Source organism: Actinoplanes sp. NPDC049265 (assembly GCF_043197135.1).
Lineage (GTDB): Bacteria > Actinomycetota > Actinomycetes > Mycobacteriales > Micromonosporaceae > Actinoplanes.
The window spans coordinates 133,216-151,387 of record NZ_JBICSP010000009.1 but is presented as its reverse complement, the minus strand read 5'-3'; the positions used below and the strand labels follow the sequence as shown (position 1 = coordinate 151,387).

Here is an 18,172-nt window from a genome sequence, read left to right as displayed (position 1 = left end):
GGCGGGTCTCGGGTTTGCGGCCGGTCGGGTGACGGGTTCTGGTCCGGCGGCGGGTCTCGGGTTTGCGGCCGGGTGGGGGATGGGGTTGCGGTCGGGCAGGCCGAGTGGGGGATGGGTCCCGCTCACGCGAGACTCGCGTTCACGGCCTTGCGCCTTGATGAGGTCGCGGTGTGCCCCGGGGCGGGGTGTTGCGGTTGGGGACACGGTCGAGCGTACCCATCGGATGGTTTTGATCCTGGGGTTAGCCTGGAGCGATGATTGGCGTGCTGGCTCGGATCGCTGCCGCGGCCGCGGGTGCTCTTGCGGGTGCCGCGGTCGCCAAGGAACTCGACAAGCCTGATCAGGAGCGGGATTGGCACGGTGAGATCGCCGGGGTGCCGTACGATTTCCGGGCGCCCGATCTCGACAAATTCCGGCGCGCGGCGTGGGATCCGGACAATCCGAGCGTGGTCGGGCCGCCCGCCTTCGGTGTGGGCTGGAGCATCAACCTGGCCCAGATCGCCGCCATGGTGCAACCGCCGACCGTCACGCCCGCGCCGGTGGGGCCGCGTGAACTGCCGGCAGCCGCGCGACCGGAGCTGCCCGCCGCCGGCACTCCAGCGCTGCCCGCCGCCGCGTCGTCAGAGTCGCCCGCGGCCGGCCGCCCGGAGTCGTCTTCGGCTCCAAGCCACCCGGAGCCGCCCGAGGGCCCGCCACCGTTGAGCTGACGGCCACGGGCTGCTACAGCCCGTTTGCTGTACCAACCGCCGGTTGCAAACGCGCGATAGCAACCGGTGGCTTCGTTTCGTGATTTTGAAGCGCCAGACGTTAGCGACTTTCGGCGCATAGCTGCCGTAGCATGCCAACACGTCCGCGAGAACCGGCACCACTGTGAATCTCCACCGCCGATGGTTCTGGCGGTGACTCGGAGCCGTTCACTCTCTGTGTAGACGATCGTGAAGCGACCGAGGCCCGCGTGCGCGGATCTGGCCGATGTGAGTCGCTTTCGCCGCGAGCCGTGATGAGGCGGACTTCGCTCCTTCCCGGCTTCAGCAATTGCCGGCCGATGACAGCAATACACGCCGCCCGAAGCCGGCTGGCGGATTCGGGTTGTCAGATTGTTTCTGTAGTTTCGGGCGGGTCCGGGTCGGCGTTTGACGCGGTTCCGGATGCACGTAACAGCTTTTCTTCGAGACAGGCCGGTGGGGGTTCGTCCTGTGTGGATGGGTAAGACATTTGCGTCGCCGCTGGGTTTTGCGATTGTCGCCGGTGAGGTCGCTGGAGTCGGCACGGCGAGGTCCGGCATTGCGGGTCCAGTCGCAGCAACGCTAGGCGTGGCGGCTGGGTCGGTCAGGGTGAGGTGGGGCGCGGTGGCCGGGTCGGTCACGGGGACGCTGGTTGTGGCCGCTGGGTCGGTCACGGTGAGATGGGGCGCGGCCGCTGGGTCGGTCACGGCGACGTGGGGCACGGCCGCCGGGTCAATCATGGGGACGCTGGGTGTGGCCGCCGGTTCGGTTACGGCGGCGGTCGCCACCGTTGGCGCGTCCTCGCACGCGGCCGTTTGCTCCGGCGGCCCAACTCCCATCGGCGTCGCGACGTTTGCCTCGGCCGTATGAGTCAGGTCCGGCGACTCCGCCGCCTGGTGTCGAGCCGAAGGTGTTGGGTCCGGCACCCGTGGTGACCGATCTGTGTCTGCTCCAGACCGCAACCGGCGCAGCTTCGTGGCATGCCTCTGTGACAAGCCCCAGACCCGATGACGGGCGTGCTCCCGGCGGAATTCCTCGCCCTCGACAGAATAGTGACGCGATGCAGTTCGATCACGCATGGCGGCCAATCCCGCCGCCGTGAACAATTGAAGCTGTCGCATACCAAGAATTGTTCCGCACGCCGCTCGAACCATCACACTGAACGATCACCCAGAAAGAGCGACGATTCTCACCTCCACACAGACTCGGCCGCCACAGGGGCCGCCTTCGTGCAAAGAAGGGCGCCCCATCTGGCCGCGATCCGCGCCAACGCGACGGGACGATCTTGCGCTGCGAGCCGCACTCACCGCGTCGAGGGCGTTGGTGCTCTTGCTGGCGGTGACGCACCGTGAAGTATGGCTATCTCCTCTGTTTTCTGGGCAGGTCGTTGCCGCTGACGACGAGCGGGTTCTCCGGGTGGCGGTCGCCGCGTACCTGGGCCGGTACCGCGGCGAGTCCCGCGTGCACACCGGCTCCGACCTTAAGGCTTTCCTGACCTGGTGCATGGGGCCAGGAACCTGATCCGCTGAACCTTGGTCGGGTCGAGGTCGAACGCTATGTGCGCTGGTTGCAGGAGGTCCGCTGCTACCAGCCATCGACCGTCTCCCGCCGGCTGTCGGTCGTGGTCGGTTTCTATCGGGTCTGCGTCATCGACCAGATCCTGCCCACTTGCCAGCCGACTAGGTGCGCCGGCGGCTGATGCCCACCGACTCGCCTACTCTCGAACTCGGGCACCTGCAGTTCGAGGCCCTGCTGACGACCGCCCGGCTGTCGGCCAACCGTAATGACTTCGCCCTGACCGCGATGCTCGGCCTGCTCGGGTTACGGATCTTCGAAGCTTGCGGCGCGAAGATCACCGACCTCGGCGAGGAACACGGCCATTGCGTCCTGAAGGTCCGCGGCAAGGGCGACAAGACGGTGCTGGTCCCGTTGGCCCGGTCGATCGAGCACGCCACCGAAGGCCGGGAGCAAGGGCCGATCCTGCGCAACACGCTCGGTCGGCGAACGGACCGGCATGCCGCGACCCGCCGCCTGCAGCACCTGTCCGCGACAGGCGGGATCCGGATGGCGCGGATGCACCCCAATATGCTGCGGCACACGTTCGTCATGACCATGCTGGACGCAGGAGTCAGCCTCCGCGACGTGCGGATCGCCGCCGCGCACGCCGACCCTAAGACCACGATGCGTTACGGCCGAGCACGCAAGAACCTCGACCGGCACCCCAACTACATCCCCGCCGCCGATATGGCCTCCGGTACCTGAACGCCCTGGTCACAGGTGCAGCATCCGCTGATGCCCGACGCCTGCGACGAAGGGACAAGGGCCAGGGGTCACCGGCGTTACGGCGGTTGGGGTACTCCGGTCGTGCGGGTCCGACGCCCGACGCTTCCGGTGGGGTGGGCAGAATGGTCGGGTGTCGGCGGGTGGGGTGTCTCGTCCGGCGCCGCAGGTGTTGGAGGCGGTGCTGGAACGGTTGACGTTCGTGAACGAGGAGACCGGTTATACGGTGGCCCGGGTGGCCACCGGCCGGGGGTCCGACCTTACGACGGTGGTCGGGTCGCTGCTCGGGGCGCAGCCGGGTGAGAGCCTGCGGATGCGGGGCTGGTGGTCGTCGCATCCGCAGTACGGCCGCCAGTTCGAGGTGCTCTCCTACACCACGGTGCTGCCGGCGACCATCCAGGGCATCCGCCGCTACCTCGGTTCGGGGTTGATCAAGGGGATCGGGCCGGTGTTCGCCGAACGCATCGTCGACCATTTCGACGTAGACACCTTGCGGGTCATCGAGGAGGAGCCGGGCCGGTTGGTCGAGGTGCCGGGGCTCGGCCCGAAACGTACCGCGAAGATCACTGCGGCCTGGGTGGAGCAGAAGGCCATCAAGGAGGTGATGGTCTTCCTGCAGGGCGTCGGGGTGTCCACGTCGATCGCGGTGCGGATCTACAAGAAGTACGCCGAGAAGTCGATCGATGTGGTCAAGACCGAACCGTACCGGCTGGCCTCCGACGTGTGGGGCATCGGGTTCAAAACCGCGGATGCGATCGCGCAGGCCGTCGGGATCCCGCACGACAGCCCCGAACGGGTGAAAGCCGGCCTGCAATACACCCTGTCGCAGGCCACCGACAGCGGCCACTGTTATCTACCCGCCGATCAGCTGATCGCCGAGGCCACGAAGATCCTGGACGTCCCGGGCGGACTGGCCGCCGGCTGCCTGGACGATCTGGTCACCGAAGAAGGGGTCGTCCGCGAGACACTGCCGGGCCTGGACGGGCCGATCGCGGCGATTTTCCTGGTGCCGTTCCACCGGGCCGAGATGTCCCTCGCCAACGCTCTGCTGACGCTGCTGCGCGACCGGGCCGACCGAATGCCCGCCTTCAACGGCGTCGACTGGGCCAAGGCCCTGACCTGGCTCAAGAAACGCACTGGCACCGACCTGGCGCCCGAGCAGGAACAGGCCGTCCGGCTCGCACTCACCGCGAAGGTCGCGGTCCTGACCGGCGGGCCGGGCTGCGGCAAAAGCTTCACGGTCCGCTCGATCGTCGAACTCGCCGCCGCGAAGCAGGCGAAGATCCAGCTGGTCGCGCCGACCGGGCGGGCCGCGAAACGCCTCGCCGAACTGACCGGCCAACCCGCCGCGACCGTGCACCGCCTGCTCAAGCTGCAGCCAGGCGGCGAGGCGTCCTACGACCGGGACAACCCCCTCGACGTAGACCTGCTGGTCGTCGACGAGGCATCCATGCTCGACCTGATCCTCGCCAACAAACTCATCAAAGCCGTCCCACCCGGCGCGCACCTGCTGCTGGTGGGTGACGTCGACCAGCTTCCCTCAGTCGGCGCCGGGGAGGTGCTGCGGGACCTCCTCGCCGCCGACACCGTGCCCCGGGTCCGCCTGACCCAGGTGTTCCGGCAGGCCGCCGACTCCGGAGTGGTCACCAACGCCCACCGGATCAACGCGGGCCGCCCGCCGCAGCTGACCGGCATGAGCGACTTCTTCCTGTTCCCGTGCGACGACACGGAAGCCGCCGCGGCCCTGACCGTCGAGGTCGCCTGCACCCGCATCACCCGCAAGTTCGGCCTCGACCCGCGCCGCGACGTGCAGGTCCTCGTCCCGATGCACCGCGGCCCAGCAGGCGCGGGCGCCCTGAACACGCTGCTACAGCAGCAACTCACCCCGGGCCGGGAAGGTCTGCCCGAACGGCGCGCGGGTGGCCGGGTGTTCCGGATCGGCGACAAGGTCACCCAGGTCCGTAACAACTACGACAAGGGCCAGTCCGGAGTCTTCAACGGCACCATCGGCGTGGTCACCGCCCTCGATCCTGACGAGCAGACCCTGACCGTCCGCACCGACGAGGACGAATCCATCACCTACGACTTCGACGAACTCGACGAACTGGCCCACGCCTATGCGATGACCATCCACCGCTCCCAGGGCTCCGAATACCCCGCCGTCGTCATCCCGATCACGACCAGCGCCTGGATGATGCTGCAACGCAACCTGCTCTACACCGCCGTGACCCGCGCCAAGAAACTCGTCGTCCTCGTCGGCTCCCGCCGCGCCCTCGCCGCCGCCATCCGCACCGTCAGCGCCGGGCGCCGCCACACCGCCCTCACCCACCGCCTCACCACCTGAGCGAAAGGCGTAACGCCCGGCGGCCAACCACCTGTCGCCAGCCACTCCCGGACATGCCGAGAACAATGAGCGTTTTCCAACTGGCTTGCGCAGCTGAGGATGCATCTCGGGGTGGGCTGCCGGGCGAGGTGAGGCTCCTGGTAAGACCAGCAATCGATCAAGAAAGTTCTCCTCCCGGGTCACCCGGCTGGCCGCCGGCTTCCAGATCGGTGTGGCCACCGCTTGGCGCTACGTCCGCGAAGCGGTCGTCCTGCTCGCCTCGACCACCGACGATCTGCAGGGGGCCATGGCCCGGATCCGCGTCCTGGCCTACGCGATCCTTGACGGAACCCTGATCCCGATCGACTGCGTCCACCACCAGAAGCCCTACTACTCCGGAAAACACCGCAGGCACGGCATGACGTCCAGGTCATCGCCGACGCGGCAGACCGCCTCGTCTGGACCTCGGCGGCACTGCCGGGATCGACGCACGACCTGACCGCCGCCCGCACACAAGACATCACCTCCGCGCTGACGGGCGCGGAGGTGATGACCTTCGTCGACAAGGCATATCAAGGCGCCGGAGGTGCCATGCGGACGCCGTTCAAACGCCACCGCTACCGGCCGAAACTGTCAGCCCGGCAGAAGGCCGTCAACAAAGCCCGTTCCGGAGGCCTTCATCTGCGGGATCGACCCCGCCTTCAGCCGGGCGGACAGCACCCGGACCGCGATGTCACTGGTGCAGATCTTCCGTGTCCGGGACGGCCGGATCGCGATACTGCGCGACTACTTCGCGCCGCCGGCCGCCGCCGTCCCGTGAGCCGTCAGCTCGGCAATGGCGTTCTCGAGTTCGACGGCTGCGTCGAGGTTGGCGATCTCGGCCTGGAGGCGCCGGGCGGCGTCCCGGTAGGAGGGTTCTTTCAGGACCGCATCCACGGCCTCCCGGACCGCGGCGTCGGTGGGACGTCCGGTGTGCAGGTTGATCCCGGTGCCGGTCCACTCCACCCGGTTAGCCACGCCCGGCTGGTCGCCAGAGTCGGCGGCGACCACCACCGGCACGCCGTGGCTCAGCGCCTGCAGCACGCCACCCAGGCCGCCGTTCGTGACGAGCACGTCGACGTGCGGCAGCAGCAGGTTGAACGGGACGTAGGTGGACACCCGCACATTGGCCGGGACCCGGTCGAACGCCGCTTCGGCGCCGCCAGTGGTCACCACTACCAGGGCGTCGAGTTCCGCCAGGGCGTGCATGGCCGGCTCCAGCAGGGCGGAGTGGTCCTTATTGGCGAGCGTCCCCTGCGTCACCACGACGACCCGTTCGGCGTCCACCACGTCCGGCCACCACGACGGCAACTCGTCGGCGGACGGGGCGGGCCCCGGGACACCGGCGTAGCGGAACATCGCCGGCAGGTCGCTGCGCGGGTACTCGAAGCCGGGCGGGCACAGTTGTAGGACCCGGTCCGGGACATGCGCCATGCCGTCCAGGTAGAACGGGACCGGCGGGGTCACCCCCAGACCCGCCATCTTCTCCTCCAGCCGCTGGTGCGGGGCGGCGAACATGTCCCGCAGCATGGCGGCCATCGCCAGATACCGGGCCCGGGCCTCCGTCGTGTCCTCGGGGAGGGTCATGTCGGTTGGGTCGGCATCCACGCTGGGAATGACCTGGGTGGAGGTGAGGAGCACGATGAACGCGGCCGGGCGGATGCCTGGCGCTCCCAGGGCGATCGGCCATCCGCCGATACATGCCGCGTCGGTGACCAGGACCACGGGTTCGCCGGCCGCTGCCAACTCCTCCTGGATCTGCTGGTGCTCGGCGGTCATCCGATTGACCATTAGCCGTTCGAAATACCAGATCGACACGTCCGGTCCAGGCTCGTGCTCCGCCAACTCGGCAGTGAACTGGGCCGGGTGGACCGCGGCGTCGCCGACGAACGGCACAAACCGGATTCCCGCCTGTTCGATGGCCGGCCGGAAGAACTCGTGCGTCAGGAACGTCACATCGTGTCCACGCTGGACCATCCCGGCGGCAACGTCGCGGACCGGCCGGACATGACCCACCAACGGCACAGTGACGAACACCAGACGCGCCACGGAACACTCTCCTCGCAATAGGTTCCGATCATGCTAATCGACCACGTTGGTCGGGCTGGTGCCATCGAGCCTTCCGCGCAACGTGGGGTGCCCGGACGCCCCAAACACGAGGAATTCCTCCTGGACGGTGGCCCGGCGGGGGTTCTTACCAAGATCGGTGCTTCCGGCTTTTGATCAGTGAGCTTTTTCAACCTCGGTAGATCGGGGTTCTGGAGGTGGTGCAGGGTGAGGATGGCCTGCACGATCGTGGTTGTGCGGGACGGGCTGTAGCGCAGCTTGACCAGCAGCTTCCAGGTCTTGAGGGTCGCGAGGGCTCGTTCGCCGCGGGCGCGGATGCGGGCGTGTGCCTCGTTCACGGCTTTCTGCCGGGCTGACAGCTTCGGCCGGTGGCGGTGGCGCTTGAACGGTGTACGCACGGTGCCACCGGCGCCTTGGTAGGCCTTGTCCGCGAAGGTCATCACCTTCGCGCTGGTTAGCGCGTCGATGATGCCGTGGGTGCGGGCGCCGGTCAGGTCATGCGTCGAGCCCGGCAGCACCGCCGAGGCCCAGACCAGACGGCCTGCCGCGTCCGCGATGACCTGTACGTTCACACCGTGACGACGATGCTTGCCGGAAAAGTAGGGCTCCTGGTGGTGGACGCGGTCGATCGGGATCAGGGTGCCGTCGAGGATCGCGTAGGCCAGCAGGCGGATCCGGGTCATGGCCGTGTGCAGGTCGTCGGCGGTCGCCGCGAGCAGGGTGATCGCTTCGCGGACGTAGCGCCAGGCGGTGGCCACACCGATCTGGAAGCCGGCGGCCAGCCGGGTGAACGTGTCACCGTTGCGAAGGTGGGCCAGCCCGCCAGATTGGGCGATCGCTGGTCGCCGAAATTTCGGCTGTGCCGGTCAAAGGGGCACGATTTGGCCGTGCTCGATCGTGACCGCTACGCCGGTTCTGGCGGTTAGTGCCCGTGTGAGCGCGGTGTCCGCGGCCGCGATGCCTTCGGCCGGTGGATGAATGTATTCCCCTATTACTGTTACGCCGTCGAATTCGATACTGAAGGGGGCGGCGCCGCTGATTCTGAAGTTGTGGAACTCGCCGGTGCCCGACTCGATGGCGAAGATCTGGTTGGCGGCCCGTTCGAGGTCAGCCATGGTGTGTTTGCGTTGCTGGACGGCGATGGGGATGTGCCGGCGCCTGGCCTCGTCGATGATCTGCCGTTGCACGGGGTCGGGCGGCCCGTGCCACACCAGGACGACGGAGCCGTCGACCGGCTCGTTGTTGATACTGGTGACGTAGCCGCTGGTCTTGAGGCCGGGCAGGTCTTCGGTCCAGCCCCTCAGATCGACGAGCCGGTCCTGGCGGTGCCAGAAGGCCGCGTCGAAGCTCGTCGCGGTGGGATCGGGCTGCTTGAGAGCCGGTTCACTGACCGCGGTGGTCGCAGCGTGTGCTGCGGTAACACCGGTGGTGGCCGTGAGGACAACAGCTGCGCACGTCAGGAGTCGACGGCGCTTCATCAGGCCGGCATCGGGCTTCATGCCGGTCGGTGACTCGTCCGCGCTCGCCGGCTCAGGATGTGCCGGGCCGGCATTGCGGACAGTCATGTCGTTCCTTTGATCGGCCAGGCGCGGTTGATCGGGATGGTAGCGCGGGTTTCGTTGATCAGTTACGGTGCGTTTAGTGCGCCGATGCCATAACCGGACGTCAGTGCTTTGCGCCGGTGTAGGTCCACCTGACCGGCTTGAAGGTGGAGGCGAACAGCCGATAGCGGTCATCGTTCACTCGGCTATCGAGTAGGCGCACCTGATGGCGCGTTTACCTCGACCGCCTCAACTCATTTAGCCGCGATCCGCACGGTAGCCCAGGCCCACCGATACTCATCGTGAGCAACTGACGTGTGCTGCCGGGGGCGGTGCAGTAACGCCCCCTCAGCACTACTCGCCAGGGCCACTGCATGCCCGCCGACCCATCCAGCAAGACTGGGCCGTCGCGGCGGTCGCGACGACAACCCCTACCGCGTGACATTCAGATGCGCCGCGACCCTCGCTGCCCCTCCTTACCGGCATATCCAGTGGCATCCCATGAAGCCAGCTCAGCCGCCAGCAACAACACCTTGCGCCTGCCCTTGACTTCGGCGGGTACGCAACGTGCAATATATTGCATGCCGGTACCTGAGAGCCGTGGCCTGATGGCGCGATCGCTCCTGCGCGACGACGCCTTTCGGGCAATCCGTGACGCCATCGTCGACGGCACCCTCGCCCCGGGCGAGCGCCTCAACGATGTCGAGCTCGCCCGCTGGCTGGGGGTCAGCCGCACCCCGGTGCGGGAGGCTCTGGCCCGGCTCGACGAGGCCGGTCTGGTGCAGACCCGGCCGGGGCGCTACACGATGGTCAGCCCGCTCGACGTCCGCGCCGTCCATGATGCCCAGCTCGTCACCGCCTCGATGCACGAGCTCGCGGTGCGCACCGCGCATCTCACCGACACCGACCTCGACCTGATGAGTACGGCCAACGCCCGCTTCGCCGAGGCCCTGCGGGTCAACGACGTCGACGCCGCGATCGAGGCCGACGACGACTTTCACGGTGTCGCGGTCACCGCCTGCGCCAACGTCGCCGTGCGCAGCGTGCTCGACCAGTTCACCCCGGTGCTGCGCCGGCTCGAACGGGCCCGATTCGGTTCACTCAGCGGGCGCGGCTCGGTCGCCCAGCACGACCAGATCATCACGCTCTACGAGGCCGGCGACACCGACGGCGCGGCCGCCGCGACTCGCGCCAACTGGATGACCCTGGCGCCCCTCCTCAACACGGGGCCGACCGGATGAGACTCACGCCCGTCGTAACGACCGTCCCGCCGAACAGCACCTCGGCGGAGGGAAGCGCGGCGGCGGAGGGAAGCGCGGCGGCGGAGGGAAGCGCGGCGGCGGAGGGAAGCGCGGCGGCGGAGGGAAGCGCGGCGGCGGAGGGAAGCGCGACGGCGGAGGGAAGCGCGACGGCGGAGGGAAGCGCGGCGGCGGAGGGAAGCGCGACGGCGGAGGGAAGGCGCTGCGGCGCAAGGACGTCGCCGCAGCGCAGGGAAGTCGTGGCGGTGCAGGAATGGGGTTGCGGCGTAGGTAAGTCGCCGCAGCGTGGAAGGAGCGGGCGCCATGAGGGGGCGCGGCGGCGTGAGGGGGCGCGGCGGCGTGAGAGAGCGCCGCGATGCAGAGAACGGCCCGCTGAACACTGCGGCGCAATGACCCACACCTCGAACACCGGAGAGTGACATGGCCCTGGACGACTTCGCGCGCTACCCGCTGCTCTTCGGCCCCAGCCCGATCCACCCGCTCGACCGGCTCAGCGCCCACCTCGGCGGCGCCCGGGTTTGGGCCAAGCGCGAGGACGTCAACAGCGGCCTGGCCTACGGCGGCAACAAGACCCGCAAGCTGGAATATCTGCTGCCCGACGCGCTCGCCCAAGGCGCCGACACGCTGGTCAGCATCGGCGGTGTGCAGTCCAACCACACCCGGCAGGTCGCGGCGGTGGCGGCCAAGGCGGGGCTCAAGGCGGTGCTGGTGCAGGAGAGCTGGGTCGACTGGCCCGACCCGGTCAACGACAAGGTCGGCAACATATTGCTCTCCAGGATCATGGGCGCGGACGTACGGCTGGTGCGCGACGGCTTCGGCATCGGCTTCAAGGACAGCTGGCGGCAGGCGCTCGACGACGTGACCGCGGGTGGTGGGGTGCCGTACGCGATCCCGGCCGGCGCCTCCGACCACCGGCTCGGCGGGCTGGGCTTCGCCAACTGGGCCTACGAGGTCGAGCGGCAGGAGCGTGAGCTGGGCGTCTTCTTCGACACGATCGTGGTCTGCAGCGTCACGGGAAGCACCCAGGCCGGCATGATCGCTGGGTTCGCGGGGCAGGAGCGGCCGCGGCGCGTACTCGGCATCGACGCCTCGGCCCGGCTGACCGAGACCACCGAGCAGGTGGCGCGCATCGCCCGCGACACCGCCGCCCTCATCGATCTTGGCCGGGACCTGCGCGACGACGAGATCACCGTGCTGGGGGGCTGGGCCGGCGACCGCTACGGCATCCCGGTCGAGTCCACGATCGACGCCATTCGCCTGACCGGCCGGCTCGAAGGCATGATCATCGACCCGGTGTACGAGGGCAAGTCGATGGCAGGGTTGATCGACCTGGTCCGGCGGGGCGACATCCCCAAAACCGCAAACGTGTTGTACGCCCACCTGGGCGGCCAGCCGGCCCTCAACGCGTACAGCGGAGTGTTCTCCTGACACGTTCGGCGGACACCTGGGAACCGGGCGGCGCTTCGCGGCGACTATGGTCACGGGGGTGTCGATGGGTGAGCGGGCGGGTTACGTACGCCGGTGCAGCGTCACGAGGCGCCGCACGGTGCGGGCCCGCGCACGCCTGATCACCCGGCACACCCCGGACGGGGCGATTCTCACCGTACGCCGGCGGTCACCGGCCCGGCCGGCGCCATCGCGCGGGCTGTCGCCGTACCTCATGGTCCTCATTGCTCTGTTGATCTTCGTTGGCAGCGCGGCCGCCCTGCGCAGCGGCGTGACCGCCGCCCCACCCGCGGGTGACTGCCCGGTCCGGATGTCGGCCGTGACGTCCGCCGCCGGTGGTCACACGTTGCGGTTGCGGGCCGAACCCGATCGCGGCGGTAGCTCCGTCGTCCATCTCTGCGCGGACCCGTCGACCGGGCCGATCCGGCACTGGACGATCACCGCCTTCCCGGGCGCGACGGAGGTCGCCGCGGTCCAGCCGGTCGGCGAGCGCCTGGCCTTGGCGGTCATCCCGCTGCCACCGGACCGGTCCCTCGACCTGACTGTCGACCTGATCACCACGGCCGGCGCCTGGCTCCGCTTCACCTGCGACCTGCCCGCCCCGGCCTGACGCACCGCGCGCGACCTGTGGACAGCCGCGGCCGCTCGCCCCGTTTTCCGGCTATGGTCGGCCGCCCACCCAGAGGGTGGGGGAGGAGGTGGTGGCGGCGCGATTTTGAGATCAAGCGTGCGGGGGGAGGTGGTGGCGGCGCGATTTTGAGATCAAGCGTGCGGGGGGAGGTGGTGGCGGCGCGATTTCGAGATCAAGCGTGCGGGGGGAGGTGGTGGCGGCGCGATTTTGAGATCAAGCGTGCGGGAGGGGGTGGTGGCGGCGCGATTTCGAGATCAAGCGTGCGGGAGGGGGCGGTCGTGGCGCGATTTCAAGATCAAGGGTGGGGGAAGCGGAGGCGGTGCGACTTCAAGATCAAGGGCGGGATGTGTACGGGCTATCGGATGGCGACACCGGAGCGGGAGCCGGTCCAGGAGCCGGACGACCAGGCGAGCTCGCCGTTGACGAAGGCCAGGCGCAGTCCCCGCGACCGGGCGGTCGGCTGCTCGTAGGTGGCCGGAGCTTCGATCGCGGCCTCGTCGAACACCGCGAGGTCAGCGGCGTACCCGGGCTGGATGTCGCCCCGCCCGGCCAGCCCGAAGACCTCGGCCGGCCGGGCGGCCAGATGGTCGGCCGCGGTGAGCCAGCCGCCGCCGTCGTCGAGGTAGATCCGCAGCAGTGACGTGAAGGCGGCATAGCCTCGCGGGTGCGGCCGGGAACCCAGGTAGATGCCGTCGGAGCCGCCGCAGTGCCGGTCGCCGGTCGCGATCCGGACGATGTCGTGGCTGGTCGCCGCGCCCCCGGTGACGATCACCGACACCTCGAGCCGGGAGTCGTACAGCAGCGCGACGACGAAGTCGGCCACCGGACGGCCGGCGCGCGACGCGGCTTCGGTGATGGTGAGGCCCTCGTACGCCCGATAGCTGGGATGCCGCGCGTAGCTGATCGTCATCCGGGACAGCCGTTCCCGGTCGAACGGCGGCGTGGTCGTCCGCAGGTCGTCCCGGCCCATCCGCGGCGGCAGGACGTACATGCGAAGCAGGCTCATGGCGGCCAGATACGGGTACGAGTCGTAGGTCAGCGTGACACCGCGGGCGTCGGCCCGGGCCAGCGCCGGCTCGACGCGGTCCCAGCGGGCTCGCAGATGCGAGGCGTGCACCCGGACACCGGCCCGCGCACCGACGTCGATGAGCTCGCCCATGGCCCGGTCGACGTCGGCCGTGGCGGCGCGCAGGTGGGACGCGTACACCTTGTCGCCGGCCCGCAGCGGTTCGCACAGCGCCGCGAGTTCGGCCGTGTCCCCGTACCGGCCGGGAATGTAGTCGAGCCCGCTCGACAGACCGGCCGCGCCGCCCTCCAGCCCCTGCTCCAGCAGCCGCACCGCCCGCACGAGCGCAGCGGCGTCCAGCGGCGCCGAGGACGAGGTGACCAGGGAACGCAGGTTTCCGTGCGGGACCAGGTAGGCCACGTTCTGGGCGCAGCCGTCGAGGTCGTCGAGCAGTTCCCGCACCGTCAGGTCCCGTGGCGGACCGGCCGCCCGCCCGTTGATCGCCGCGAAGTAGTCCTGCGTGACCGCCCAGGTGTCCGCGCTGACCGGCGCCCACGAGCAGCCGTCCTGGCCGAGCACCAGCGTGGTGACGCCCTGGGCCAGCGCCGGTTCCAGGCCGCCGGTCTCGGCCAGCACGCCTTCGGCGTGCACGTGGGCGTCGACGAACCCGGGACACACCACCAGCCCGGACACATCGATGACCTCGGCGTCGGCCGGGCCGAACCGGCCGACGCCGACGATCAGCCCGTTCTCGATCACCACGTCGGCGCGTTCCGCGACCCGGCGGCCGACCTGCACGACAGTCCCGCCCCGGAGGATCGTCCGCATACCCAACCGTAGAGCGGACAACGATTGAGAGCACACCGCGACAGTGGTTGTCTGGGAGCATGTTTCGCTTTTCGCCGGGGCGCGGGCCGGCCGTAGCCGCGCAGGGAATGGTCGCCAGCAGTCAGGTGCCCGCTACGCTCGCGGGTCTGGAGATGCTCCGGGCCGGTGGGTCGGCGGCTGACGCCGCGATCGCCGCCGCGGCCGTGTGTTGTGTGGCCGAGCCGATGTCGACGGGTGTCGGCGGGGACGCGTTCGCGATCGTGTGGGACGGCAGCGCGGCCACCGGGCTCGATGCGGCGGGGCCGGCCCCGGAGGACGCCGAGCCGCTGCCGGTGCCGGTGCGCGGGCCGCGGGCGGTCGACGTTCCGGGGGCTGTGCGTGGGTGGGCGGCGCTGAGTGAGCGGTACGGGCGGCTCGGGCTCGACACCTGCCTGCGGCCGGCGATCGACCTGGCCGAGCGGGGCGTGGCCGCCGGGTTCCACTGCGCGCGGGCGTGGCAGGGCACGGGTCACGCGCCCAAGGAGTTCGGGGCGGCGCCCCGGGCCGGTGAGGTCTATCGGCTGCCCGAGCTCGGTGCCACGTTGCGGGCGGTCGCCGAGGGCGGGCCGGACGCGTTCTACCGGGGGCGGGTCGCGGCCGCCATCGCCGAGGCGAGCTGGCTCACCGAGGGTGATTTGGCGGCGTACCGGCCACGGTGGGTTGATCCGATGCGCGTCACCTACCGTGGGGTGGAGGTCCTCGAACTGCCGCCGCCGACCCAGGGGGTGGTCGCGCTCGAGGCGCTCGGGCTGATCCGCGAGAACAGCTTCGAGGAGCAGGTCCGGGCCGTCGCGCTCGCGCTGGAAGACGCGTTCGCGTACGTACGGGACGACGCCGACGTGTCCCACCTGCTGACGCCGGCGCACCTGGCCGCCCGTACCGGAGAAACAGCGCGACTGGCCCGCGAACCGCAAGGGGGCACGGTCTATCTGTGCGCGCTGGACGCGGACGGCATGGCCGTGTCGTTCATACAGAGCCTGTACGAGAACTTCGGCTCGGGCATCGTCGCCCCCGGCACCGGCGTCGTGCTGAACAACCGGGCCGAGGGCTTCGGCGTCGCCGGTGAGGTGACTCCGGGTAAGCGGCCCTACCACACGCTGATGCCGGGCATGCTTCTCGAACACGGCCGGCTGCGCGGACCGTTCGGGATCATGGGCGGGTTCATCCAGGCCCAGGCCCACGTGCAGTACGTGACCTCGGTGGTCGACGACGGGCTGGACCCGCAGGAGGCGCTCGACCGGCCTCGTTTCCGGATCGAGCCCGAGGGGGTACGCCTGGAGGAAGGCCACTGGCCGCGGGCGTCGGCGCTGCGTGCGGCCGGGCTGACCGTGGTCGAGGACCCGGACCGTGAGATCTTCGGCGGCGGCCAGGCGATCGAGATCCGCGACGGCCGCATCCTCGGCGGCTCCGACCCGCGGAAGGACGGCATGGCCGCCGGCTGGTGAGCGACACCTGCGGCGGCTGATCCGGCGGAAAGGCCGGGGAAAAGGCTCAGGCGGCCCGGGCAGTATCCGTACCGGAAGCTTCGTACGACGCCGTTCGGCGGCCCGCAGCTCGACCTCGCGACCGGCGGTCCGGTTCGCAACCGGGTGCGGGTGTGGCTGCCGCCGGCCTACACCGGGCCGGCGACCGGCTTCGACGTCGTGGCCGATGCGGCCGGCCTGGTCTCCACGGCCACCCCGGTCGGCGGGGGCGTGCTGGTCGACGTGCCCACGGTGGCGTTCGGCTCGGCTCCGGCGCCGCGCTGACCGGCTACCGGGCCGAACTGTGGACCGCCGCGCTCGCTGCACCGCGGCGGCGACCGGTCGCTCGTGCGTGACGCCGGCGCTCACCCCCGGCCGCGCCTACTGGGCGACGGTGAGCGCACTGAACCCGGCCGGGGTGTCGCCACAGCCGGCCCGGATCAGGGTGGTCGTCCGTCGGCCGTGACGGTCGACGCAGCGACCAGGCGGCCGCCCCGCTGCGTCAGGAAACATCACCGGCCAGTAGCGCGCCCGAGCGCTCGACGGCCAGGTAGGGGTTCAGGTGCGGGTGGCGGCTGGCCACGTTGACGTCGCGCCAGAAGCGTTGCAGGGGGTTGCCGGTCGCGAAGCCGCTCGCGCCGTGCAGGTCGAGCATCAGGTCGACGGCGGCGCGGCAGTCGCGGGCCGCGTCGGCCAGATCGACGTGCAGGCGTACGCCGTCCTGGCTGGTCAGGGTCGTGCCGGCGGCCGGGGTGGCGGCGCCGGGCGGGATCGCCCGCTCGGCGTCGATCTCGGCGGCCACGGCGAGCATGGTGCGTTCGGCTCGCTGCACGAGGCGGGTCGCTTCGGCCAGCCAGTGCCGCGCGCCGGGGGATTCGCCCATTTTCGTGTACGCCGACATGAAGGGTTTGCGATCCGAAGCGAACATTCGGGTGATCACGTCGAGCGCGCCGAACGTGCCGCCGACCACCGGGCCGAGCACCGTGAGCCCGAAGAGCAGCATGTCGCTGGTCTTCCCGGGCAGTTGCAGCGGCCCGATCCGGCCGGCCGGCACCAGCACGTCGGTGGCGACCACGGTGTGGCTGCCGGTGCCGCGCATCCCGGCCATCTTCCAGGTGCGCTCGATGGTCAGGTCGGCCGTCGGGATCGCCGCGAACGAGAAGACGCCGTCGACGACCACGCCCAGGCCCGCCCACTCGGCGTCCTCGCAGCCGGAGACGTTGGCCCAACGGCCGGTGACCCGGACGCCGTCCGGCGTGGGTGTTCCGGTGCCGGTGGGGGTGCCCGACCCGCAGACCAGCGTGTCCGGTGCGGCGAAGGGCACCTCGGCGACGGTGGCGGCGACCAGCGTCTTGCCGGTCAGGCAGGCGCCGGCGATCCACGACGTGGACGGGCAGCCCCGGCCGAGTTCGGTGAACAGGCGCGCGGCCTCGGTGGCGCCGCGGCCCACGAGCGCGAAGCCTCCGGCCTCCCGGGCGGCGCGCAGGCTGTCGGCCGTCGGCCGTTCCTGTTCGTCGGTCTTCTCCGCGTTCGAGGTCAGGGTGGCGAGCGTGTCGATCATGAATCAACCCCAGCAGACCACGATGCGGTACGGCCATGTGCGATCGTCCCGCTTTCATACGCATCGCTACCATCCGGACCGTGGACATGATTTCGGCAGCGCTCGGCAGCGTGCGGCTCGACCCGGCCAAGGGCCGCCGGATCCGGCAGTCGGGAGCCTGGGGTGTACGCCTGCCACCGATCGCCGCGCTGGGCTTCCACGTCCTGCTGGCCGGCGAGGGCTGGCTGATCACGGCCGCGGACGAGCCGGTGCGGGTACGCCCGGGGGACGTCGTCTTCACGGCCGCCGGCACCGAGCACGGCCTGGCCCGTACCCCGTGCCGGCTGGCCGAGTTGCCGCCGATCGAGCTCGGTGACCGGCCGGTCGCCGACGAGCCGTGCGACTTCGAGTTCCTCTGCGGCTCGTACTCGATGCGGCCGGGTCAGACCCCGGCCTTCCTGCGCCGCCTGCCGGGCGTGGTGGCACTGACGCCGCGCGACGACCCGACGCTGACCGCGTTGGTCGAGATGCTGCGGGCCGACCTGACCAGCCCGGGCGCGGGCACCGAGGCCGGCCGGTCGGCGCTGGTCGACCTGATGATCGTGCACATCCTGCGGCAGATGCGCGACGAGTGGCCGCTGGCCGCCGACCCGCGGATCGCCGACGCCCTGCACGAGATTCACGGCCGCCCGGAGCGCCCCTGGACGGTCACGCAGCTCAGCGGCGTGGCCCGGATGTCGCGTACGTCGTTCGCCCGGCGTTTCACCAACGAGGTGGGCGTGCCGCCGATGACCTACCTGACCGACTGGCGGCTGAGCTCGGGCGCCCGTCTGCTGCGCCAGACCTCCGACCCGCTGGCCAGCATCGCCCGGCGGGTCGGCTATTCGACCGAGTTCGCCTTCGCGGCCGCCTTCCGCCGCCGGTACGGCCTGCCCCCGGGACGTTTCCGCAGCGCCGGCGCGATGGCCGCCGGCTGACCGGCGGG

Annotated in this window: 13 protein-coding genes and 2 pseudogenes; 10 read left to right on the top strand and 5 right to left on the bottom strand. The window is 70.2% G+C overall.

The genetic code is table 11. From position 1 onward, the window contains the following. Positions 1-254: 254 nt before the first annotated feature. The 4 genes and pseudogenes from ACGFIO_RS22410 to ACGFIO_RS22395 all read left to right on the top strand — a co-directional run. Positions 255-707, top strand: a complete 453-nt coding sequence (locus ACGFIO_RS22410; protein ID WP_392828230.1) for a hypothetical protein — start codon at positions 255-257, stop codon at positions 705-707. Between the two features lie 1,716 nt (positions 708-2,423). After that, a complete protein-coding gene (locus ACGFIO_RS22405; protein WP_392828229.1) occupies positions 2,424-2,987 on the top strand; it encodes a tyrosine-type recombinase/integrase in 564 nt (187 codons plus the stop codon). A 151-nt stretch (positions 2,988-3,138) separates the two neighbouring features. Next, the gene (locus tag ACGFIO_RS22400) at positions 3,139-5,349 is read left to right on the top strand and encodes an ATP-dependent RecD-like DNA helicase (protein WP_392828228.1); all 2,211 of its coding nucleotides are present in this window, start codon (positions 3,139-3,141) and stop codon (positions 5,347-5,349) included. 181 nt (positions 5,350-5,530) lie between these two features. Beyond that, positions 5,531-5,997: pseudogene (locus ACGFIO_RS22395) on the top strand (transposase family protein); the annotation flags it as partial. A 117-nt stretch (positions 5,998-6,114) separates the two neighbouring features. Here ACGFIO_RS22395 and ACGFIO_RS22390 read toward each other — a convergent pair. The 3 genes and pseudogenes from ACGFIO_RS22390 to ACGFIO_RS22380 form a co-directional block, all read right to left on the bottom strand. Then, entirely contained in the window at positions 6,115-7,323 is a 1,209-nt protein-coding gene (locus tag ACGFIO_RS22390) for a nucleotide disphospho-sugar-binding domain-containing protein (protein ID WP_392828227.1), read from the bottom strand. 302 nt (positions 7,324-7,625) lie between these two features. Further along, positions 7,626-8,252, bottom strand: a pseudogene (locus ACGFIO_RS22385) (transposase family protein); the annotation flags it as partial. Positions 8,253-8,300: 48 nt separating this feature from the next. Continuing rightward, a complete protein-coding gene (locus ACGFIO_RS22380; RefSeq protein WP_392828226.1) occupies positions 8,301-8,999 on the bottom strand; it encodes a hypothetical protein in 699 nt (232 codons plus the stop codon). A 557-nt stretch (positions 9,000-9,556) separates the two neighbouring features. On the opposite strand from ACGFIO_RS22380, the gene ACGFIO_RS22375 reads away from it, so the two are divergent. The 3 genes from ACGFIO_RS22375 (at position 9,557) to ACGFIO_RS22365 (ending at position 12,290) form a co-directional block, all read left to right on the top strand. Next, positions 9,557-10,216: a GntR family transcriptional regulator gene (locus ACGFIO_RS22375; protein ID WP_392828225.1), complete on the top strand. Its 660-nt coding sequence runs from the start codon at positions 9,557-9,559 to the stop codon at positions 10,214-10,216. A 438-nt stretch (positions 10,217-10,654) separates the two neighbouring features. After that, positions 10,655-11,662 carry a 1-aminocyclopropane-1-carboxylate deaminase gene (locus ACGFIO_RS22370; protein WP_392828224.1) on the top strand — a complete coding sequence of 336 codons (1,008 nt, stop codon included), beginning with the start codon at positions 10,655-10,657 and terminating at the stop codon, positions 11,660-11,662. A gap of 58 nt (positions 11,663-11,720) precedes the next feature. Beyond that, entirely contained in the window at positions 11,721-12,290 is a 570-nt protein-coding gene (locus tag ACGFIO_RS22365) for a hypothetical protein (protein WP_392828223.1), read from the top strand. A 376-nt stretch (positions 12,291-12,666) separates the two neighbouring features. On the opposite strand, the gene ACGFIO_RS22360 is transcribed toward ACGFIO_RS22365, so the two are convergent. Further along, entirely contained in the window at positions 12,667-14,145 is a 1,479-nt protein-coding gene (locus tag ACGFIO_RS22360; RefSeq protein ID WP_392828222.1) for an amidohydrolase family protein, read from the bottom strand. Positions 14,146-14,270: 125 nt separating this feature from the next. Between ACGFIO_RS22360 and ACGFIO_RS22355 the strand changes: the two genes are divergently transcribed. Beyond that, complete coding sequence (locus tag ACGFIO_RS22355; protein WP_392828221.1) at positions 14,271-15,629, top strand: gamma-glutamyltransferase family protein; 1,359 nt, start codon at positions 14,271-14,273, stop codon at positions 15,627-15,629. Between the two features lie 144 nt (positions 15,630-15,773). Continuing rightward, complete coding sequence (locus ACGFIO_RS22350) at positions 15,774-15,932, top strand: hypothetical protein (RefSeq protein ID WP_392828220.1); 159 nt, start codon at positions 15,774-15,776, stop codon at positions 15,930-15,932. 217 nt (positions 15,933-16,149) lie between these two features. Here the strand turns inward: ACGFIO_RS22350 and ACGFIO_RS22345 are convergent, their stop codons facing one another. Next, a complete protein-coding gene (locus ACGFIO_RS22345) occupies positions 16,150-17,208 on the bottom strand; it encodes an acyl-CoA dehydrogenase (RefSeq protein ID WP_392828219.1) in 1,059 nt (352 codons plus the stop codon). Between the two features lie 86 nt (positions 17,209-17,294). Here ACGFIO_RS22345 and ACGFIO_RS22340 point away from each other — a divergent pair, with 86 nt between their 5' ends. Further along, on the top strand, positions 17,295-18,164 hold the full coding sequence (locus ACGFIO_RS22340; RefSeq protein ID WP_392828508.1) for an AraC family transcriptional regulator: 870 nt from the start codon (positions 17,295-17,297) through the stop codon (positions 18,162-18,164). Positions 18,165-18,172 lie beyond the last annotated feature (8 nt).